15 protein-coding genes are annotated in these 16,157 nt (G+C 64.3%); 8 read left to right on the forward strand and 7 right to left on the reverse strand.

The window, feature by feature from the left end; all coding sequences use genetic code 11:
• The first annotated feature begins 389 nt into the window (after window positions 1-389).
• Complete coding sequence (locus G4L39_RS11305) at window positions 390-1,235, forward strand: RluA family pseudouridine synthase (protein WP_165108285.1); 846 nt, start codon at window positions 390-392, stop codon at window positions 1,233-1,235.
• Window positions 1,236-1,256: 21 nt separating this feature from the next.
• Here G4L39_RS11305 and G4L39_RS11310 read toward each other — a convergent pair whose 3' ends face one another.
• Window positions 1,257-2,255 carry a glycoside hydrolase family 5 protein gene (locus G4L39_RS11310; RefSeq protein ID WP_165108286.1) on the reverse strand — a complete coding sequence of 333 codons (999 nt, stop codon included), beginning with the start codon at window positions 2,253-2,255 and terminating at the stop codon, window positions 1,257-1,259.
• Between the two features lie 185 nt (window positions 2,256-2,440).
• Here G4L39_RS11310 and G4L39_RS11315 point away from each other — a divergent pair, with 185 nt between their 5' ends.
• Window positions 2,441-3,244 carry a TatD family hydrolase gene (locus G4L39_RS11315; RefSeq protein WP_165108287.1) on the forward strand — a complete coding sequence of 268 codons (804 nt, stop codon included), beginning with the start codon at window positions 2,441-2,443 and terminating at the stop codon, window positions 3,242-3,244.
• On the opposite strand, the gene G4L39_RS15935 is transcribed toward G4L39_RS11315, so the two are convergent.
• Both G4L39_RS15935 and G4L39_RS11325 read right to left on the reverse strand, forming a co-directional pair.
• Complete coding sequence (locus tag G4L39_RS15935; protein WP_165108288.1) at window positions 3,168-3,701, reverse strand: thiol-disulfide oxidoreductase DCC family protein; 534 nt, start codon at window positions 3,699-3,701, stop codon at window positions 3,168-3,170. The genes G4L39_RS11315 and G4L39_RS15935 overlap by 77 nt on opposite strands.
• Before the next feature lie 262 nt (window positions 3,702-3,963).
• On the reverse strand, window positions 3,964-5,760 hold the full coding sequence (locus tag G4L39_RS11325; protein WP_165108289.1) for a YhjD/YihY/BrkB family envelope integrity protein: 1,797 nt from the start codon (window positions 5,758-5,760) through the stop codon (window positions 3,964-3,966).
• A gap of 235 nt (window positions 5,761-5,995) precedes the next feature.
• Here G4L39_RS11325 and G4L39_RS11330 point away from each other — a divergent pair, with 235 nt between their 5' ends.
• The gene (locus G4L39_RS11330) at window positions 5,996-6,790 is read left to right on the forward strand and encodes a ComF family protein (RefSeq protein ID WP_165108290.1); all 795 of its coding nucleotides are present in this window, start codon (window positions 5,996-5,998) and stop codon (window positions 6,788-6,790) included.
• 4 nt (window positions 6,791-6,794) lie between these two features.
• On the opposite strand, the gene G4L39_RS15185 is transcribed toward G4L39_RS11330, so the two are convergent.
• Window positions 6,795-7,037, reverse strand: coding sequence for a hypothetical protein (locus G4L39_RS15185; protein WP_240893971.1), 243 nt, complete (start codon window positions 7,035-7,037; stop codon window positions 6,795-6,797).
• Here G4L39_RS15185 and accD point away from each other — a divergent pair.
• From accD to G4L39_RS11350, 4 genes are all read left to right on the forward strand, one after another.
• A complete protein-coding gene (gene accD, locus G4L39_RS11335; RefSeq protein WP_343203335.1) occupies window positions 6,952-7,806 on the forward strand; it encodes an acetyl-CoA carboxylase, carboxyltransferase subunit beta in 855 nt (284 codons plus the stop codon). The two genes, G4L39_RS15185 and accD, sit on opposite strands and share 86 nt — an antisense overlap.
• 17 nt (window positions 7,807-7,823) lie before the next feature.
• Window positions 7,824-9,005 carry an aldo/keto reductase gene (locus G4L39_RS11340; protein WP_165108292.1) on the forward strand — a complete coding sequence of 394 codons (1,182 nt, stop codon included), beginning with the start codon at window positions 7,824-7,826 and terminating at the stop codon, window positions 9,003-9,005.
• Window positions 9,006-9,093: 88 nt separating this feature from the next.
• Window positions 9,094-11,049 carry a biosynthetic arginine decarboxylase gene (speA, locus tag G4L39_RS11345; protein ID WP_165108293.1) on the forward strand — a complete coding sequence of 652 codons (1,956 nt, stop codon included), beginning with the start codon at window positions 9,094-9,096 and terminating at the stop codon, window positions 11,047-11,049.
• A 51-nt stretch (window positions 11,050-11,100) separates the two neighbouring features.
• Window positions 11,101-11,790 carry a hypothetical protein gene (locus G4L39_RS11350; protein ID WP_165108294.1) on the forward strand — a complete coding sequence of 230 codons (690 nt, stop codon included), beginning with the start codon at window positions 11,101-11,103 and terminating at the stop codon, window positions 11,788-11,790.
• Window positions 11,791-11,808: 18 nt separating this feature from the next.
• Here the strand turns inward: G4L39_RS11350 and G4L39_RS11355 are convergent, their stop codons facing one another.
• The 3 genes from G4L39_RS11355 to G4L39_RS11365 all read right to left on the reverse strand — a co-directional run bounded on the left by G4L39_RS11355 (window position 11,809) and on the right by G4L39_RS11365 (window position 14,361).
• Window positions 11,809-12,054 carry an FmdB family zinc ribbon protein gene (locus G4L39_RS11355; RefSeq protein WP_165108295.1) on the reverse strand — a complete coding sequence of 82 codons (246 nt, stop codon included), beginning with the start codon at window positions 12,052-12,054 and terminating at the stop codon, window positions 11,809-11,811.
• Window positions 12,055-12,198: 144 nt separating this feature from the next.
• Window positions 12,199-12,984, reverse strand: coding sequence for a slipin family protein (locus G4L39_RS11360; RefSeq protein ID WP_165108296.1), 786 nt, complete (start codon window positions 12,982-12,984; stop codon window positions 12,199-12,201).
• Window positions 12,985-13,053: 69 nt separating this feature from the next.
• Window positions 13,054-14,361 carry an NfeD family protein gene (locus tag G4L39_RS11365; protein ID WP_240893957.1) on the reverse strand — a complete coding sequence of 436 codons (1,308 nt, stop codon included), beginning with the start codon at window positions 14,359-14,361 and terminating at the stop codon, window positions 13,054-13,056.
• 481 nt (window positions 14,362-14,842) lie between these two features.
• On the opposite strand from G4L39_RS11365, the gene G4L39_RS11370 reads away from it, so the two are divergent.
• On the forward strand, window positions 14,843-16,057 hold the full coding sequence (locus G4L39_RS11370; protein ID WP_165108297.1) for a glycosyl hydrolase: 1,215 nt from the start codon (window positions 14,843-14,845) through the stop codon (window positions 16,055-16,057).
• Window positions 16,058-16,157 lie beyond the last annotated feature (100 nt).

Below are 16,157 nucleotides of genomic sequence, written 5' to 3' on the forward strand. Positions count from 1 at the left end.
TCCGGGCGGTCTTGAGCTGCCTGGGCCAACCGACCTCGAATCCTTCGACGCGATTATTCTACTGGGCCGGGTTCCGGCCGCAAGGTGTCCTTTTGTTCCTTTTTTTGAAGAAATCAGGTCAACCCCAGGCGCGTCGGCTGGTGCGCTCCCGGTCTCAAAAACCGGCGATGACGGAGCCGCTGCGGTTGTATCATGCTGATTGCCAACGGGTTGTGGATCATCTTCGGAGAGCCGTTCGTTTGCAGGCCACGGGGCAACGCATTCTTCGGAACGGCCCATGAGATCCCGCCCACAGCCCGGAGAGCAGCCGGAAACGGAGTTGGAACGATCAAGCGTGGTCCGGCCCGGCTTGACACCGGGACGATCGGTTGCGACGAACTTCGCGGGCGATGAGCACAACCATAAAACTTTCAGCTCCCGGGTCCGGTTATTGGGAGGTTCAGGTGCTTTACGAGGACGACCACTTGCTGGCCATTGACAAGCCGGCGGGGCTGTTGACGTCGCCCGATCGGTACGATCCCAACCGACCGAATCTGATGCGGCTGTTGCACGAGGGGATTGCCCAGAGGAAGCCGTGGGCGGCGGCTCGTGGTTTGGAATACCTGGCCAATGTGCATCGGCTGGATTTTGAGACGAGCGGGGTTTTGCTGCTGACGAAGGACAAGGCGTCGCTGACGCATCTGACCCGCCAGTTTGAGTCCGGTCAAACGGAGAAACAGTACGTGGCCCTGGTGGAAGGGGCGGTTTCGGACGAAGAGTTCCGCGTCTCGGCGCGGTTGGCGCCCGATCCTGCCCGACCCGAACGCATGTGTGTGGTCCGGAAACGGGGCAAGGAATCCGTCACGGAGTTTTCCGTGTTGGAGCGGTTTCTCGGCTACACGTTGCTGCAGTGCCGGCCCTTGACGGGCAGGACCCATCAGATCCGGGTGCATTTGGCGCATCGCGGGTGTCCGGTGGTTGGGGACAAACTGTATGGCGGTTCCCCCTTGTGGCTCTCCCGGATCAAGGTGGGGTACCGATTGAGGAAGGGCGAAACCGAGCGGCCGCTTCTGGAGCGGCTGGCGTTGCATGCGGAGCGGCTCGTGGTGTTGCATCCGGTGACCGGCCAAACCGTGGAGATTGTGGCGCCCTGGCCCAAAGACCTGCAGGCAGCGGTCAAACAGCTGCGTCGGCACGCCCCGATGCCCGGATCGGCGTACCGGCCGGCCTCTCAAAAAGCCGGGGGCGATCTGTGATGAGTTCTCCGGCAGGTGGATTCAGCGCGCGGGCGGGATCAGGGCGTCCAGGATCGGTTGAACCCACGCATCGCGCTGCATGTCCCATACGATGAAGTCTCCGTCGAACTGCCAATACGCCCAACTCCATCCCCGGGCTTCCGCCTCTCGTGCCACGGTGCGAATGTATCGAACCCGTGCGTCCATCGGGGCGCGGTCGTACGCGCCAAATTCGCCCAGGAACACAGGAAGGTTGCGGCGTCGCGCCCAGTCGGCGACCTTGTCGAAGTCCTGTCGGATGGCGTTCACCTCCTCCTCCGTGCCGCGCCAGTCGATGCCGACCTTGTCCTGTTGACCTGTCCAGGCGGCCCCCTGATGGGTGAACGCCATGGGCTTGTAATAATGGACGGTCAGGATGAGGGCGCGGTCTTCCGGGGGAAGGTCGAGTTCCTCCAAATGGTCCACGGAGTTCCAAAACGCCGGTCCGATGATGACCGGGCGCTGTGGATGCCGGTTCCGGACGATGGCCAGCCCTTCGCGCAACCACTGGTTCCACATTGCAGGTGTCAGCTTTTTGCACGGCTCGTTCAGCAGCTCGAAATAAACGGTGTCCGGCCACGATTGCGCGCTGATCTGGCGCCAGAAGGACAAAAACCGGTCCTTGTGTCCATCGGGATCGTCTCCGATGGCGTTGAATTCGTGAAGGTCGAGGATCACGGTCAGGCCCCGGGCGGTGGCGTTGCTGACGGCCCAGTGCAAGGTGGCCCACCATTCCGGGCGCAGGGCCCAGTCACGGTCGCGGTCCATGTGCCGAAACGGATGCAGGTTGATCCGCACGGAGTGAAATCCGGCGTCGCGGATCAACTGGAAGTGACGTTCCTGGAAGCGGGCGCGGGCGCGGTCCCGCCAGATGGGGTCGTAACCCAGGATGTTCACGCCCCGGCCGAGGCGCTTGTTCTGGTCAAACACGTCTGCCCCGGCGTAGGGCACGGCCAGGCAGAGACCCAGCAGGATCCACGTGAAAAGGCTGGTCGGTTTCATCTCAACGCACGACGTACCGCGTCCGGCTGGCATTCAAACCGCCGGCAGCGCCCACGGGCTGAATTCGGAATTGCCAAACGGCGGCATGGGGCGCGCGGCCGCCACGGTCTCTCGTCAGACCCGAAGCCGGTCATTGCCTTGCCGCCTGCCCCGCCCCATGTTGACGGGCGGAACGAGCACCGAACATGGCGACGTTTTACGACACACACGCACATTTGGCAGACGGGGCGTTTGCCTCCGACCTTGAAGCCGTGCTGAATCGCGCCCGCTCTGCGGGCGTCAGCCGGATTGTGGTGATTGCCACGGATTTCGACGACAGCCGCCGTTGCATCGAATTGGCCGAGAAGCATGCCGAGCTGTATGCCACGGTGGGGTGGCATCCCAACGAAGCGCTGCGCGCACCTGCCGATTTGAGGCCGCAACTGCGCGATTGGGCCCGGCATCCCAAGGTGGTGGGCCTGGGCGAGACCGGGATGGACGCCTTTCGGTTGCCCGTCGACCCGGCCCGGCGCGAGCCGGTTTTGCAGGTGCAGGAGCGACTGTTCCGGCAACATCTGGAGGTGGCGGCCGAGACGGGGCTGGCATGTGTCATCCATCAGCGTGCCGTGTTTGAACGCACGCTGGCCGTGTACAGCGAATATGCCCCCCATGTGCGGGCCGTGTTCCATTGCTTTGCCGAGAGTCCGGCTCACCTGCAGAAGGTCCTGGCAACCGGCGCCCTCGTGAGTTTCACCGGGCTGGTCACGTTCCGCAACGGCCAGGCGATTCGGGAAACCGTGGCCGCCACGCCCGTGACGGTCTTCATGCTTGAAACGGATTCACCCTATTTGGCGCCGGAACCGTACCGGGGCCGGCGCTGCGAACCGGCTCACGTGGTGGAAACGGCCAAAACAATCGCCGCGGTCAAAGGGATCACCCTGGAGCAGCTAGCCCGGGAGACCTGTCAGGTGGCGGAACGGTTTTTCCCTCGGATGGCCCCTGCGGCCTGATCGGCTCCACTGCCCCCGGGCGTTCGGGCGGATGCAGTTCGCACGCGACTGTATCCCGGAACCGGTGTCGGGCCCACATCCGGTAGACGACGCCGCTCAGAGCTCGGAGCCCGGGAATGCCCAACAAGAGACCGACCGGCCATAACCACCAGACGCGTCGGCAGAGATAGCCCAGGGCATCCACACCGCCGAGGCAGCGGCCATCGGGCAGGAGGAGTTTCATTTCGTCGGGTTCTCCGCAAACTTCCAGTTGCGGGACGTGGCGTACCCAAGCCTCGTGGAATGCAGCCAGGACGAAGCCGCGCCGGGTCCAAATCGGCCCCCAACGGGCGGCCCAACCACGGCAGCTCGGGCATTGTCCGTCATAAATGATCCATCCACGGGATCCCGCACTGGACGCAACGGCGCCCCACTCCCCCGGACCTGGCCGGGGCCGGCCGCGCGAGGGATTGGGCATCCCTGCGCACGGGGGAGAACTCCGCGGACATGGCGATTGCTCCCTGTCGGGTGGTGCGTCAGCTGGCCACGCGCATTGCACGTACCAACGCTGGCACGGAACGGGTTTGTGTGCAAACGGCGCGGGGACGAACCGAATGAGGTGCGGACTGATTGGGGTAACTTCCCATTTCGTGGACAAAGCACCGGAGGAGCTCACCTCCCCGGGAGCGGGCGATGGACCCAACACGAACCAGAGCTTCTACAAGCGGGCTTCTGGCCGGCTAAAGGGGGAAGTCCGGCTCGGAAGGAGCGGCAGGGCGCGGGTTTGGTTTTTCGGAGGCCGCAGGTTGAACCTCGCGGGCGTCGTGCGTGGGCTCGGGCCCGGCATCGGCAGGATCCACAGAGACGGAGGCCGCGTGTTCTGCAGCGGGGAAACCGGTCTGATTCGGCGGGTGCATGGCTGCGCCATCCTCCAGCTGGCGGGTGGCACCGGGCATCAGTACCGGCCGGGAACCCATGCGTGCGACCAGCTCCCGCAGGGTCACGGCGGAGGCCACCTGTTCTTCGGCGGCCAGAACGCGTTCGTACTCGCTCCACACCTCGTGGGTCGGATCGGGCCGGATCGATGTCCACTCCGACCCGTTGCCGGACCGAAGCGCGCGCAACACATCGTGGAGTGTGATGGTCTCGAGGGGGCGCGCGGGGACGTACGCGGGTTCTGTACCCGCCAGCTCCAGGATCAATCCGGCGCGTTTGAGCTGGTCCAGGACCTCGCTGCAGATTCGCGGGACGGCTCCGGAGGCGCGGGCAAGGTCATCCACCGATGGTGGAGGCTCGGCTTGTTGGAAGGCGCGGCCAACCAGGGCCATCACCCGCAGCGCCAACAACTCGCGGCCGCGTTGATCCAGCGCTCCCACCAGGCTGCCCTGCAACACGTGTGCGCGGTGCTGCCATGTGTAGGCGACCTGGGCGCCCAACAGCACGATCACCCACGCCACATACAGCCCGACCATGAACACGGGCACCAGGCCGAGGCTGCCGTAGATTTTGAAGTTGGTCACCACCCGTGAGACGTAGAGCACATTCAGCAGGTTGTTCAGGTGCCAGAGCGAGGCGGCAAAAGCGCCACCGACCAGGGCGGCGGACCACTCCACATGAGTGTTGGGTACCAGACGATACAGCCCCATGAATAAAACCCAGAGCATCAGCAATGGAAGCGCGCGGAAAACAAGCTCGCCCACCACCGGCGTCCGCAACAGCCATTCCCTGGGGGTTTCCCAATACGGACCGGATGCCAGGGCCACCGCCCCCACGATCAGCAGCGGCGCCAGCGTCAGGCAGGCCCAGTACAGCACCACCCGCATGAACCACGGGCGCCCCTCGGGCACGCCCCAGATATCGTTCATGGTGTTTTCCACCCGTGCCAGAAGAAGAATGGCCATGAGCAGCAGGCCGATGCTGCCGCTGACGCCCAGCTCGGCACTGCGCGTGTGCTGGATGAATTCGCGCAGTCGCGCGGCCACCACCCGCCGCAGATCCTGCTGTGGGACAACTGACGCTTGAACCGTTGGCTTTTCGGCTGCGGCGGCGGGTCCGGTGCCGGTCGGCACCGGCCCGTTGGTGTTCCCGGGATCCGAGTCCGAGCCGGGCGGCCTGGTGGGCAGCGCAAGGGTCAGTCCCGGTGCCCACCACTGTGCGTGCATCTCGTGAATCCAGAACTCGGCCTGCAGGGCCGGCGGCAGGTTGGTGGGCGCGGCAGGAGGAACGACCACCTGGACCAGCCGGTCCACAAAGGCCTCGATCTGGGCTTCGGTTCGGCCTTTCAGCACGGTGCTGGTCACCCCGAGGACCAGTGCCAACAAGGGAACCAGCGAAAGCAATGTGGCGTAGGACAGCGCGGCCGCCCGGACAAATCCCCGGTTGCGGTTGAAGTCACGCAGCACGGCGCCGCAAAACCGCAGCGCCCGCCAACCGAGAGACTCCCGGGCGTCGGCCTCCCCGACTTCGCCTTGCCACGCCCGCCACAGGTGCCGGTACCAGACCGTCTGCCGGGCGCCTCTTCCCTCCGGGCTTCGCACACCGGGACGCTAACAAACGCCCCTGCCGTGTCAATGGCACGACCCGGGGTTATGGGTTTGGGCCCGCGATACGGCGGATTTCGTTCCTGCGATGGGCTCGCAACCGCGCGGATCGGCCGGCGCCGGTTGGGCCTTGCCCTGCACCGCGCCGCCCCGGCTGTTGTCCCGTGCGCATCACCTTGCTGCAGGGGCACGTACGTGGAACAATCCGGTGCCACCACAGGGCTTTCGGCACATGAAACAGGCACCAGCCGGGCTGCAGGACCCTGACGGGGCAGATGGGTTCGCGAGGGGTCGGACCCCACGATGGGTTCGATGGTGGGAGGCGTGGCTCGGCTTGTTTTTTCCCCGCGTTTGTCAGATCTGCCTTCGCGAGCCGGCCCTGCCACGATGGGGCTGGGTGGGTCGGAGGTGCCGGCGGCATGTGCGAATCGTGCGACCGCCGTGGTGCGATCGGTGCGGGCTGCCGATTGTCGGCGAGGCGACCGTCCGTTTCGAATGCAGCAATTGTCGGGGATTGGACCTGCCATTCCTGTTCGCTCGTGCGGCGGTCGTGGCCGAGGGCGTGGTATTGGAGGTGATCCACCGCTACAAGTATCAGGGGGCGCTCTGGTTCGAACCGTTTTTGGCGGGTTGGCTGGTTCATGCGGCCGCGGCCTCCGTACGGGAAGGCGGCTGGGATGCAATTGTGCCGGTGCCGCTGCATCCGGTGCGCGAACGCGAGCGCGAATTCAACCAGGCGGTCCGGCTGGGCCGGCATCTGGCCCGGGCGACCGGTCTGCCGCTGGAAACCGACTGGGTGCGGCGCGTGCGCGCGACGCAAACCCAGACCTTGCTGAGCCGGGAGGAACGGATCCGCAACGTGCGCAACGCGTTCCAGGTCCGGACCGCATCGGAGGTCCGGGGTCGAAGGGTGGTGCTGGTGGATGACGTATTCACCACCGGGGCCACGACCGGGGCTTGTGCGGAGGCGTTGCGGAAGGCCGGAGCAGCCGACATCTGTGTCTGGACAGTTGCACGCGGTCTGTGATCGGTTAGAATGCGGCCGAACGCGAGGATTCCAGCATCGTGACAAAACCAAAGCGCAACAAGTCCATGGCAGACACCGCGTTCACGCGCAAATCGGGCTCGACGGAAACCGACGGATCCAGGTCCGGCCCGGCGCCGTCCTCGGAGCCGGGCACCACTTTTGTGCGCAAGCCGAAGCTGGCCGGGCATGCGCGCAAGCGCGACATTCCCGAAGGGCTCTGGACCAAGTGCCCGAAATGCGCGGTCATGGTCTTCGACAAGGAACTGGACGAGAACCTGAAGGTCTGCCCCAAATGCGGGCATCATTTCCCCATGAGCGCCCGCGAACGCATCCATTCGCTGGTGGAAACGTGCTCTTTTGAGGAGATGGATGCGGATCTGGTGAGCGTGGACGTGCTGGGGTTCACCGGCACGGCCAGCTACACGGCCAAGCTGGAGGAATACCAGCGCGCCACGGGCCTGAAGGACGCCATTGTGACCGGATTGGGCCGGATCGGACCGCACCTGGTGGGTCTGGGGGTGATGGATTTCGGTTTCCTGGGCGGTTCGATGGGTTCCGTTGTCGGCGAAAAGGTCACACGGCTGGTGGAGGTTTGCACGGACCGCGAACTGCCGGTGATTCTGATTTCCAGCAGCGGCGGGGCGCGGATGTACGAGGGCCTGTTCAGCCTGATGCAGATGGCCAAAACGTGTGGTGCACTGGCTTATCATGCACGGGCGCGGTTGCCCTTCATCAGCGTGCTCACCCACCCCACCACCGCCGGTGTGATGGCCAGCTTCGCCACGGTGGGGGATTTGATTCTGGCCGAGCCGGGGGCCATGATCGGCTTTGCCGGTCCGCGTGTGATCAAGGACACCACCCAGAGTGAACTGCCCCCGGGGTTTCAAACGGCGGAGTTTTTGTTGGAGCATGGGTTGATTGACGCGGTTGTGCCGCGCCCACAGCTTCGCACCAAATTGATCACGTACCTGAACTACCTGACGGCGGGCCGGCGTGTGGCCACGCTGGCGGTTTGAAACCACCCTTTGCCCGGATGATTTATCGCCGTTTCGGTCGGACCGGCTTGTCCATGCCCGTGCTCTCCTGCGGGGGCATGCGGTTCCAGCATTCGTGGAAGGACGCCGATGCGCCCGGGATCACGCCCGCCAACCAGGAAAACCTGGAGGCCTGTGTATGGCGGGCTTTCGAACTGGGGATCAACCACTTCGAGACCGCCCGGGGCTACGGCACCTCCGAGGTCCAACTGGGCCGCGTGCTGCCCCGGCTGCCACGGGACCGCATCCTGGTCCAGACCAAGGTGGCTCCGAAAGCGTCCCCCCAGGATTTCCTCCGCGACTTTGACACCTCGCTGCGCAATCTGCGCCTGGAGTACGTGGATCTCCTGGCGATCCACGGCATCAACAACCGGCAGTTGCTCGATTGGACTTTGCGTCCGCACGGGTGCCTGGCCGCCGCACGACAATTGCAGCGGGAGGGCCGGGTGCGGTATGTCGGGTTTTCCACCCATGCCCCCACCGACCTCATCGTTGAGGCCATTGAGACGGGCGAATTCGATTACGTCAACCTGCATTGGTATTTTGTGAATCCGCTGACCTGGCCCGCGGTTCGGGCGGCGGCAGAACACGACCTGGGCGTGTTCATCATCAGCCCCAACGACAAGGGCGGCAAATTGTACGAGGCCTCGGAGCGCATGCGCACCCTTTGCGCGCCGCTGACGCCCATGCAGTTCAACGACCTCTACTGTCTGGCGCGAACGGAGGTGCACACCCTGAGCTGCGGCGTGGCGCGTCCGTCGGACTTCGACGAACACGTACAAGCGCTGGACCACCTTTCGCGTGTCCACGAGGTGATCGCCCCCATCGAGGCACGGTTGCGGGCCGCGATGAAATCCGAGTTGGGCGCCGACTGGTGCGCCCGCTGGTTTGAAGGAATCCCCGAATACACGGACGTCCCCGGCGGGATCAACATCCTGGAGATTCTGCGCTTGTGGACCTTCGCAAAACCCCTGGACCTGATTGCATGGGCGCGGATGCGCTACAACTTGCTGGGACGGGCGGATCACTGGTTTCCGGGAGAAAACGCGGCCCGGGTGGACGAGGTGGACCTGACCTCCTGCCTGTCCAAAAGCCCGTTTGCCGACCGCATTCCCGGGATCCTGCGCGAGGCCCACCGTCTGTTTGCCGACCGCCCGGTGCATCGCCTGGGCAGCCATTGAGGAGAGGGCAATGGAAAACAACTCTGCTCTGGATTGCGTTCTGCCCACAGCCTTCTATAGTGCCAGCCATTTCGAACGAGGGGAGCCAATGAGCCAGCCGACCGATGGAAGGCAGTCCTGGGACATCGCCCGTGCCCGGGAGCTGTACCACATTGATCGTTGGGGGGCGAAGTACTTCGACATCAACGACGAGGGACACGTCGTGGTGCGGCCTCTGCAGGAGGCCGGCGCCACGGTGGACCTTACCGACGTGGTCGAGGAAGCCCGCGCGCGCGGGCTGAAATTCCCGCTGTTGATCCGGTTCCAGGACATCCTTCGCCACCGCGTGGAAGCGCTCAACAAGGCGTTCCAGCAATCCATCCAGGAATTCAACTACCAGGGGCGCTACCGGGGGGTCTTCCCGGTCAAGGTCAATCAGCTCCGCGAAGTAGTCGAGGAAATCCTCGACGCCGGCCGACCCTACGGTTTCGGTCTCGAAGTGGGCAGCAAACCCGAACTCTACGCCGGGTTGGCACTTCAGCCGGCCGTGGGGAGCCTGATTGTGTGCAACGGCTACAAGGACGCCGGTTTCATCCGCATGGCCCTGTTGGGGACCAAGCTCGGTAAGACGGTTATCCTGGTGGTGGAGAAGCTGGAGGAACTGCGCCACATTATCGCCCAGTCACGTCAGGCCGGCGTGGAACCCATCATTGGCCTGCGGGTCCGATTGCTGGCCAAGGGCTCCGGCCGCTGGGCCGGCAGCGGCGGCGAAAACGCCAAGTTCGGCCTCAGCACCGCGGAAATCCTGGCCGCTTGCGAAATCCTACGCTCGGAAGGCCTCGCCCACTGCCTCAAGCTCATCCATTTTCACATCGGGTCTCAGGTCACCGACATCCTCACCATTAAACGCGCGGTGCAGGAGGCAGCCCGCTATTACGCCAAACTCCGCAAGATGGGCTTCCCGCTGCAATACCTGGACGTCGGCGGCGGACTCGGCGTCGACTACGACGGCAGCCGTTCCACCTTCGACAGCTCCACCAATTACACCCTGCAGGAATACACCAACGACGTCGTGTACTACATCGCCGACGTGTGTGACGCCGAGGGCGTGCCCCACCCGGACATCATCAGCGAAAGCGGCCGGGCCATCGTGGCCCACCACAGCGTGCTGGTGGTGGAGGTGTTTGGCGCCATTCAGAAGTGTCCGCCCGAAGCGCGATTCGAGTTCGGTGAAAACGAGCATCCCCTGGTGCGCGAACTGCTCGACATCAGGCACAACCTCGATCACCTCAACAAGCTGGAGGCCTACCACGACGCCCAGGAACGCCGCGAGGACGCCCATCACATGTTCATCCTGGGTCTCTTGGACCTGCCCGACAAGGCCAAGATCGAGACGCTTTACTGGGACATCAGCCGGGCCGTCGTGGCCCATTACAAGGGCCGGCCGCACGTGCCCGAGGAAATCCGGAAACTGGAAGACAGCCTCAGTGACCAGTACCTGTGCAATTTCTCCGTCTTTCAATCGCTGCTGGATCATTGGGCGCTGGGGCACCTGTTCCCAATCATGCCCATCAGCCGGCTGAACGAACCACCCACGCGCGAGGCGACCCTGGTGGACATCACCTGCGATTCCGACGGGCAGGTCAACCAGTTCATTGACCTGGAGGATGTTCGCGACACGCTGCCCCTTCACCCGCTGCAGCGCCGCGCCAACGGCAACGGGCAGCCGGGCGCAGTTGAACCCTATTATCTCGGCTTCTTCCTCATGGGCGCCTACCAGGACATCATGGGCGACCTTCACAACCTGTTCGGCCGGGTCAACGAGGTGCATGTGTTCCTCGACCCGGATGAGCCGGCCGGCTACTACATCGAGGAAATCATCGAGGGCACCACCATCGTCCAGTCCCTCGCGGCCGTGCAATACGACGAAAACGAGCTCAAACGCCAGATGAAGGCCCAGGTGGACGAAGCCATTCGGTCCGACCGCATGAAACCCTCCGAGGCCATGCGCCTGTTGGACGAGTACGAGCGGGGATTGCGCGAGTACACCTACCTGTCGTTCTGATCCCTGGGACGGACCGCCCTTGGTGCTGGACCACCGGAATGCACCGCGCCCATGGATGCACCTGCCCAGCCATGCAGACTCCCCACCCGTTGCCTGGCCGGGCTGATTCAGGGTCTTTCCGCCCTCTTGTGGGTTCTACCCGTGGCGGTGGTGGTATGTGTGCAAACGGCGCGGCATATCGCATGGCAGGGTCACGGCCCGTGGCCCGTCGTGGTGGTTACCGGGTGGCTCTGGTGGACTCTGACGCGACTGGTCCGGGCGGCTGAGGCCCCACAGGCCCTGGCCCGGTCCGTGCGACGCGGTCGACTGCTGGCTCTCATGCTCTGGGGGTTGAGCCCGTTTCTCCACTGGCACGCGCGCGTGCCGGATCACCCGTGGTTCAGCTTCATGACCTTGGCGGCCGGCCTGACCGGTTGGCTGTTGCTCATCGAATGCAACCGCATCATCCCCCGGGTGGTGGACGCCTGTCCGGATCTCGCCGTCATGCACGAGGTCAACGCCTTCTGCCGACTGAACCGTGCGCTCTTCGTGAGCGGGGGAATCCTCTGGGCCGGGCTCCAGATTCTTTCCCGGGCCATGCCCACGTGGGAGGGCATGGAACGATGGCCGCCCGCGTGGCGCCACGTGGAAGCCCCGCTGTGGATGTTGTTTCTGGTCACGCCACTGGCGCTGACGCTGGTCGGTCTCTGGAAGACGCGCCAGACCCTGTGGGCCGAGCTGTGCCGGCGAGCCGGTGACTAACGCGCGACAGTGGCCGCCTCACTGCCGCTCGTACTCTCCCTTGCCGATCCGCTTGAAAACCGTGAAACCGGCTTTCTTGGCGTCGGTGATGGACAAGGGCTTGAGCTTCTGCGGCGTGTTGAACGTGCTGATGACCTTGCGGACCGGCCGCTTGCAGGCCGGGCACTTCGTCAACTCCGGCGCATTCACCGGCCGCATCAGGGTGAAGCGGCCACCACAAACCGCACAGTCCCCTTCGCACAACTCGTACTCGTAGAGCGGCATGGCGTCGTTTCCCCTTTGCTACCCCGGTATAAATACTCGGCCGGGACTGCAACATTTGCAACCGGATCCGGCCGGCGGGTAACGCCCGGTGGGGGCGCGGACGGCCGCCGTGTACGGTTTGCGGCTCCGGATGCGGCGACCCGATCAGGCGCCGCCGTCCTTGCGCCGGGTAAACGCCTGGAAGAACTCCAACGGCAGAGGAATGAACGTCGTGGTGCTGTGTTCGCTGGCGATCTCCCGCATGGTTTGCAGGTAACGCAGCTGGAGGGCGATTGGTTCCTTGGCGATCATCTGGGCGGCCTGCACCATTTTCTCCGCGGCTTGGAACTCGCCCTCGGCATTGACGATCTTGGCGCGCCGTTCGCGTTCCGCCTCGGCCTGCTTGGCCATGGCGCGTTTCATACCGTCCGGCAAGGCCACGTCCTTGACCTCCACGGCCGTGACCTTCACACCCCAGGGGTCGGTCTGCCGGTCAATGATCTCCTGCAGTTGCTGGTTGATCTTCTCCCGGTGGGCCAGCAGGTCGTCCAGTTCGGCCTGACCCAGGACACTGCGCAGGGTCGTCTGGCCCAACAGGGCCGTTGCCTTCCAGAAATTCTCCACCTTGACCACCGCTGCCACGGGATCCACCACCCGGAAATACAGCACCGCGTCCACCGTGACCGGCACATTGTCCCGGGTCATGATCTCCTGTCGGGCCACATCCAGGGTCACCACCCGGAGGTCAATCTTCACCATGCGATCGATGATCGGGATCAGGATGATCAGTCCGGGCCCCTTGGCGCCGATCAATTTCCCCAATCGGAATATGACGCCCCGTTCGTACTCCCGGAGCACCCGGAACATCTGGGGCAGGGCCAGCGCGCCCAAAATAATGATGGGGACGATCCACGATCCCAGGTTGAACAACTGTTGAATGAGCTTTTCCATAATTGGGTTCCTTTCCTGTTGGTTTTGTGCTGCCCGGTCTTACCGGCCCGGCGGCACCCGGGCTGCCGTTTACCTTGCCGGTTCGGACGAGACCGGTTTGACCTTCAACGTCAACCCCTCTACCGCGACGACCTCCACCCGTGTGCCTTCCGGGATTGGCACGTCGCTCACGGCAGTCCAGTATTCGCCTTCCACAAAGACCTTGCCGCCCTGGGGGTTGATCGGGGACAGAGCGGTGGTCCTAAGCCCGATCATGCTCTCCTTCCCCACCCGCGCCGGCAACCACTGCGCCCGCAGCCCCTTGGCCACCACCCACGTGAAGAAGGCCGTGGTCACGATAACCCCGGGGATGATGTAGCCGAGTGACAGCCGGAACCCGGGTTCGACGCCCCGGAAGAGCATCAGCGCTCCCAACAGAAATGAGACCACACCGCCCGCGGTGAGGACCCCGTGCGACGGCGAAAACACGTCCGCAATGAACAGGATGATGGCCAGCACAATCAACGCCACTCCGGCCAGATTGATGGGCAAAATGGATGCCATGTACAACACCAAAATGAGGGCAATGGCGCCCACCACACCCGGGAAAATCGCCCCCGGATTGCTCAACTCTCCGATGATCCCATAGATCGCGATCAACATCAGGATGAACATCACCTCCGGGCGCCACAAGCGCTGGAAGAGCCGTTCCCGCAGGATCATTGGGATTTCCCGCACCTCGGCCCCGGCGGTCCGGAGCGTGCGACCTTCCACGGTACGGCCGTCCAATTGTCGGAGGAGGTCCTCCCTGTCCCTGGCGATGATCTCGATCACGTTCAGCTCCAGCGCCTTTTCGGCGGTGATGGAGGCGCTTTCGCGGACGGACGCCCGGGCCCACTCCACGTTCCGTCCCCGCTTTTGGGCAATGGCCTCGATGTAGCTGGTGGCGAAGTTCTCCAACTTTTGTTTCATGACCTCGTCGGTCCCCTGCCCGCCGCCCAAGGGGTTCAGTGCCACGGGATGGGCCGCGCCAATGCTGGTGTTGGGGGCCATGGCAGCCACGTGCGCCGCCAGGGTGATGAAGCAGCCGGCACTGCCGGCGTTGGCCCCTTCAGGAGCCACGTACACCACCACGGGCACCTTGGAGGCGTAAAAGGCCTGAACGATCTCCTTGGTGGAGTCCAGCAAACCGCCGGGGGTGTCCAGCTGAAGCACCAGGCATTCGTGGCCCGCTTCCATCGACTCCTGAATGGCCCGTTCGATGTAAGTGACCGTCGCCGGGCCGATGGGGCCGTTTACGCGAATCCACCCCACGGTCGTGGCGCCGGCGGCCATGGCCCCGACCAGCCACGCCGCCCCCAAAACCCAGAACCACCGCCGATGCGACCTGCAGTTCATTGGCATTCTCTTTCCTGAGCAACATTAAGCCCCGGCCCGAACGGAGCAAGAGCATTCGGCCGGCAACCCGATGAAACTCCCGGCTCGTGCCGGGCCTGATCGGGCCATTCCATCCGAAGTGAGGGTGCCATGAGACGATCCGATGGCCCCGCCCCTGCACGATGTACCATGGGTTGCTGTCCGCCCGACCGTCCACAATCCGGCATGGACAAACCGGCAGCAGGTCGTAATTGTCACCCACGCCATGCTGTCCTTCTCGCCACGTGTCGCCCGGGCCCGGAGGCTTCCCCATGGAGGACCGCCCCGCCCTTCACATCCGCTGCACCCGACGGCCCGGAGGACAGGCCGGTTCAGGCCCCCTCCAAAATGTCGGCACTGCTTGCCGGGTGCTGCGGTGCTCGCCCTGCTCCTAGGGGCGCCTTCTTCGCAAGCCGCACCACACCCGGCCGCCAGCTCGGAAGCATTTCTCAATTCCCTCGGTGTGGGCACGGCCGTGTCACGCCGCGGCGAACAACTCGACCGGACCATCGAGGCCCTTCGGTTTCTCGGCCTTCGCTGGGTGCGATCGGGGTACGAAAGCGACGTGCCGGTGCGGAACCTCCTGGAGGTCCATCGGCAGACCGGCGTTCGTTTCAGTTACGGTCTCCTGAGCGGCGGCAACGATTTGAAACGTCTGCTGGACGGCGCGCAACGCCTGGCTGAAGCCGGCGCTCTACTGGCGTTGGAGGGAAACAACGAACCCAACAACTGGCCCGTCAGGTACCAGGGCCGTCTCGGGGGCGGAACCAGTTCCTGGGCCCCGGTGGCCGTTCTGCAGCGCGATCTCTATCGGGCTGTCAGGTCGCACCCGAAACTGCGCGATTACCCCGTGTGGACCGTTTCCGAACCCGGAGCGCAAACCGACAATGCCGGACTTCAGTTCCTGGAGGTTCCGCCCGGGGCCAACACCCTTCTACCGCCCGGCACACGCTTTGGCGATGCCGCCAATGTGCACAACTACATCTACCATCCATCAGCGCCCCACCTGACGGACAACAAGTGTTGGCAGGCTGCTGATCCGTCGCCGGACTGTCCGGTGGACGGCCTGTACAAGAACTTCGGACGGACCTGGCTCAAAGGGTTTCACGGATACAGCCCGAAGGAACTGGAAACCCTCCCCCGGGTGACCACCGAAACCGGGGTCACGGTCCACGCCGACGTTACGGAAGAGGTCCATGGCTGGCATCTGCTGACCATGTACCTGGCCCAGTTCAAGCGTGGCTGGCAATACACCGCGGTCTACCTGCTTCGGGACCGCACGGACGAGAGTGGGAACCAACGATTCGGTTTTTACCGGCCCGACTACAGTCCACGGCCGGCCGCGTGGTACCTGCACCGGCTGACCCGTTTGCTCCAGGCGCCCGCCCCTGGCAGAGCCGGTTTTCGTCCGGAACCATTGGATTACGACCTGACCCCGCAGCCGCCCACGGTCCACGACCTGTTGCTCCAGCGCCCGGACGGCGCCTGGGTGTTGATTCTTTGGAACGAGCGGGTCCAGGGCACCGACCGAGTGTCTGTGCGGTTGGGTCGGTTCGCCGGCAAGGTGCAGATCCACGATCCGATGGCGGACCCGACCTTGTTGGAGACGCACTCGAGCGTGCGGGAACTGGGCTTCGACCTGGATCGTCACCCCAGGGTGCTCGTCATCACCGACTGACCTGCCGCCCGCACGCGGTCCGGAAGGGTGGGCCCGGTTGAACGGGCCCGCGCCAGCTTGCGTTTGATGCATCGACCTGACATGTTGGCTTGAGCCGGCG

The organism is Limisphaera ngatamarikiensis, from assembly GCF_011044775.1.
Taxonomy (GTDB): Bacteria; Verrucomicrobiota; Verrucomicrobiia; order Limisphaerales; family Limisphaeraceae; genus Limisphaera; species Limisphaera ngatamarikiensis.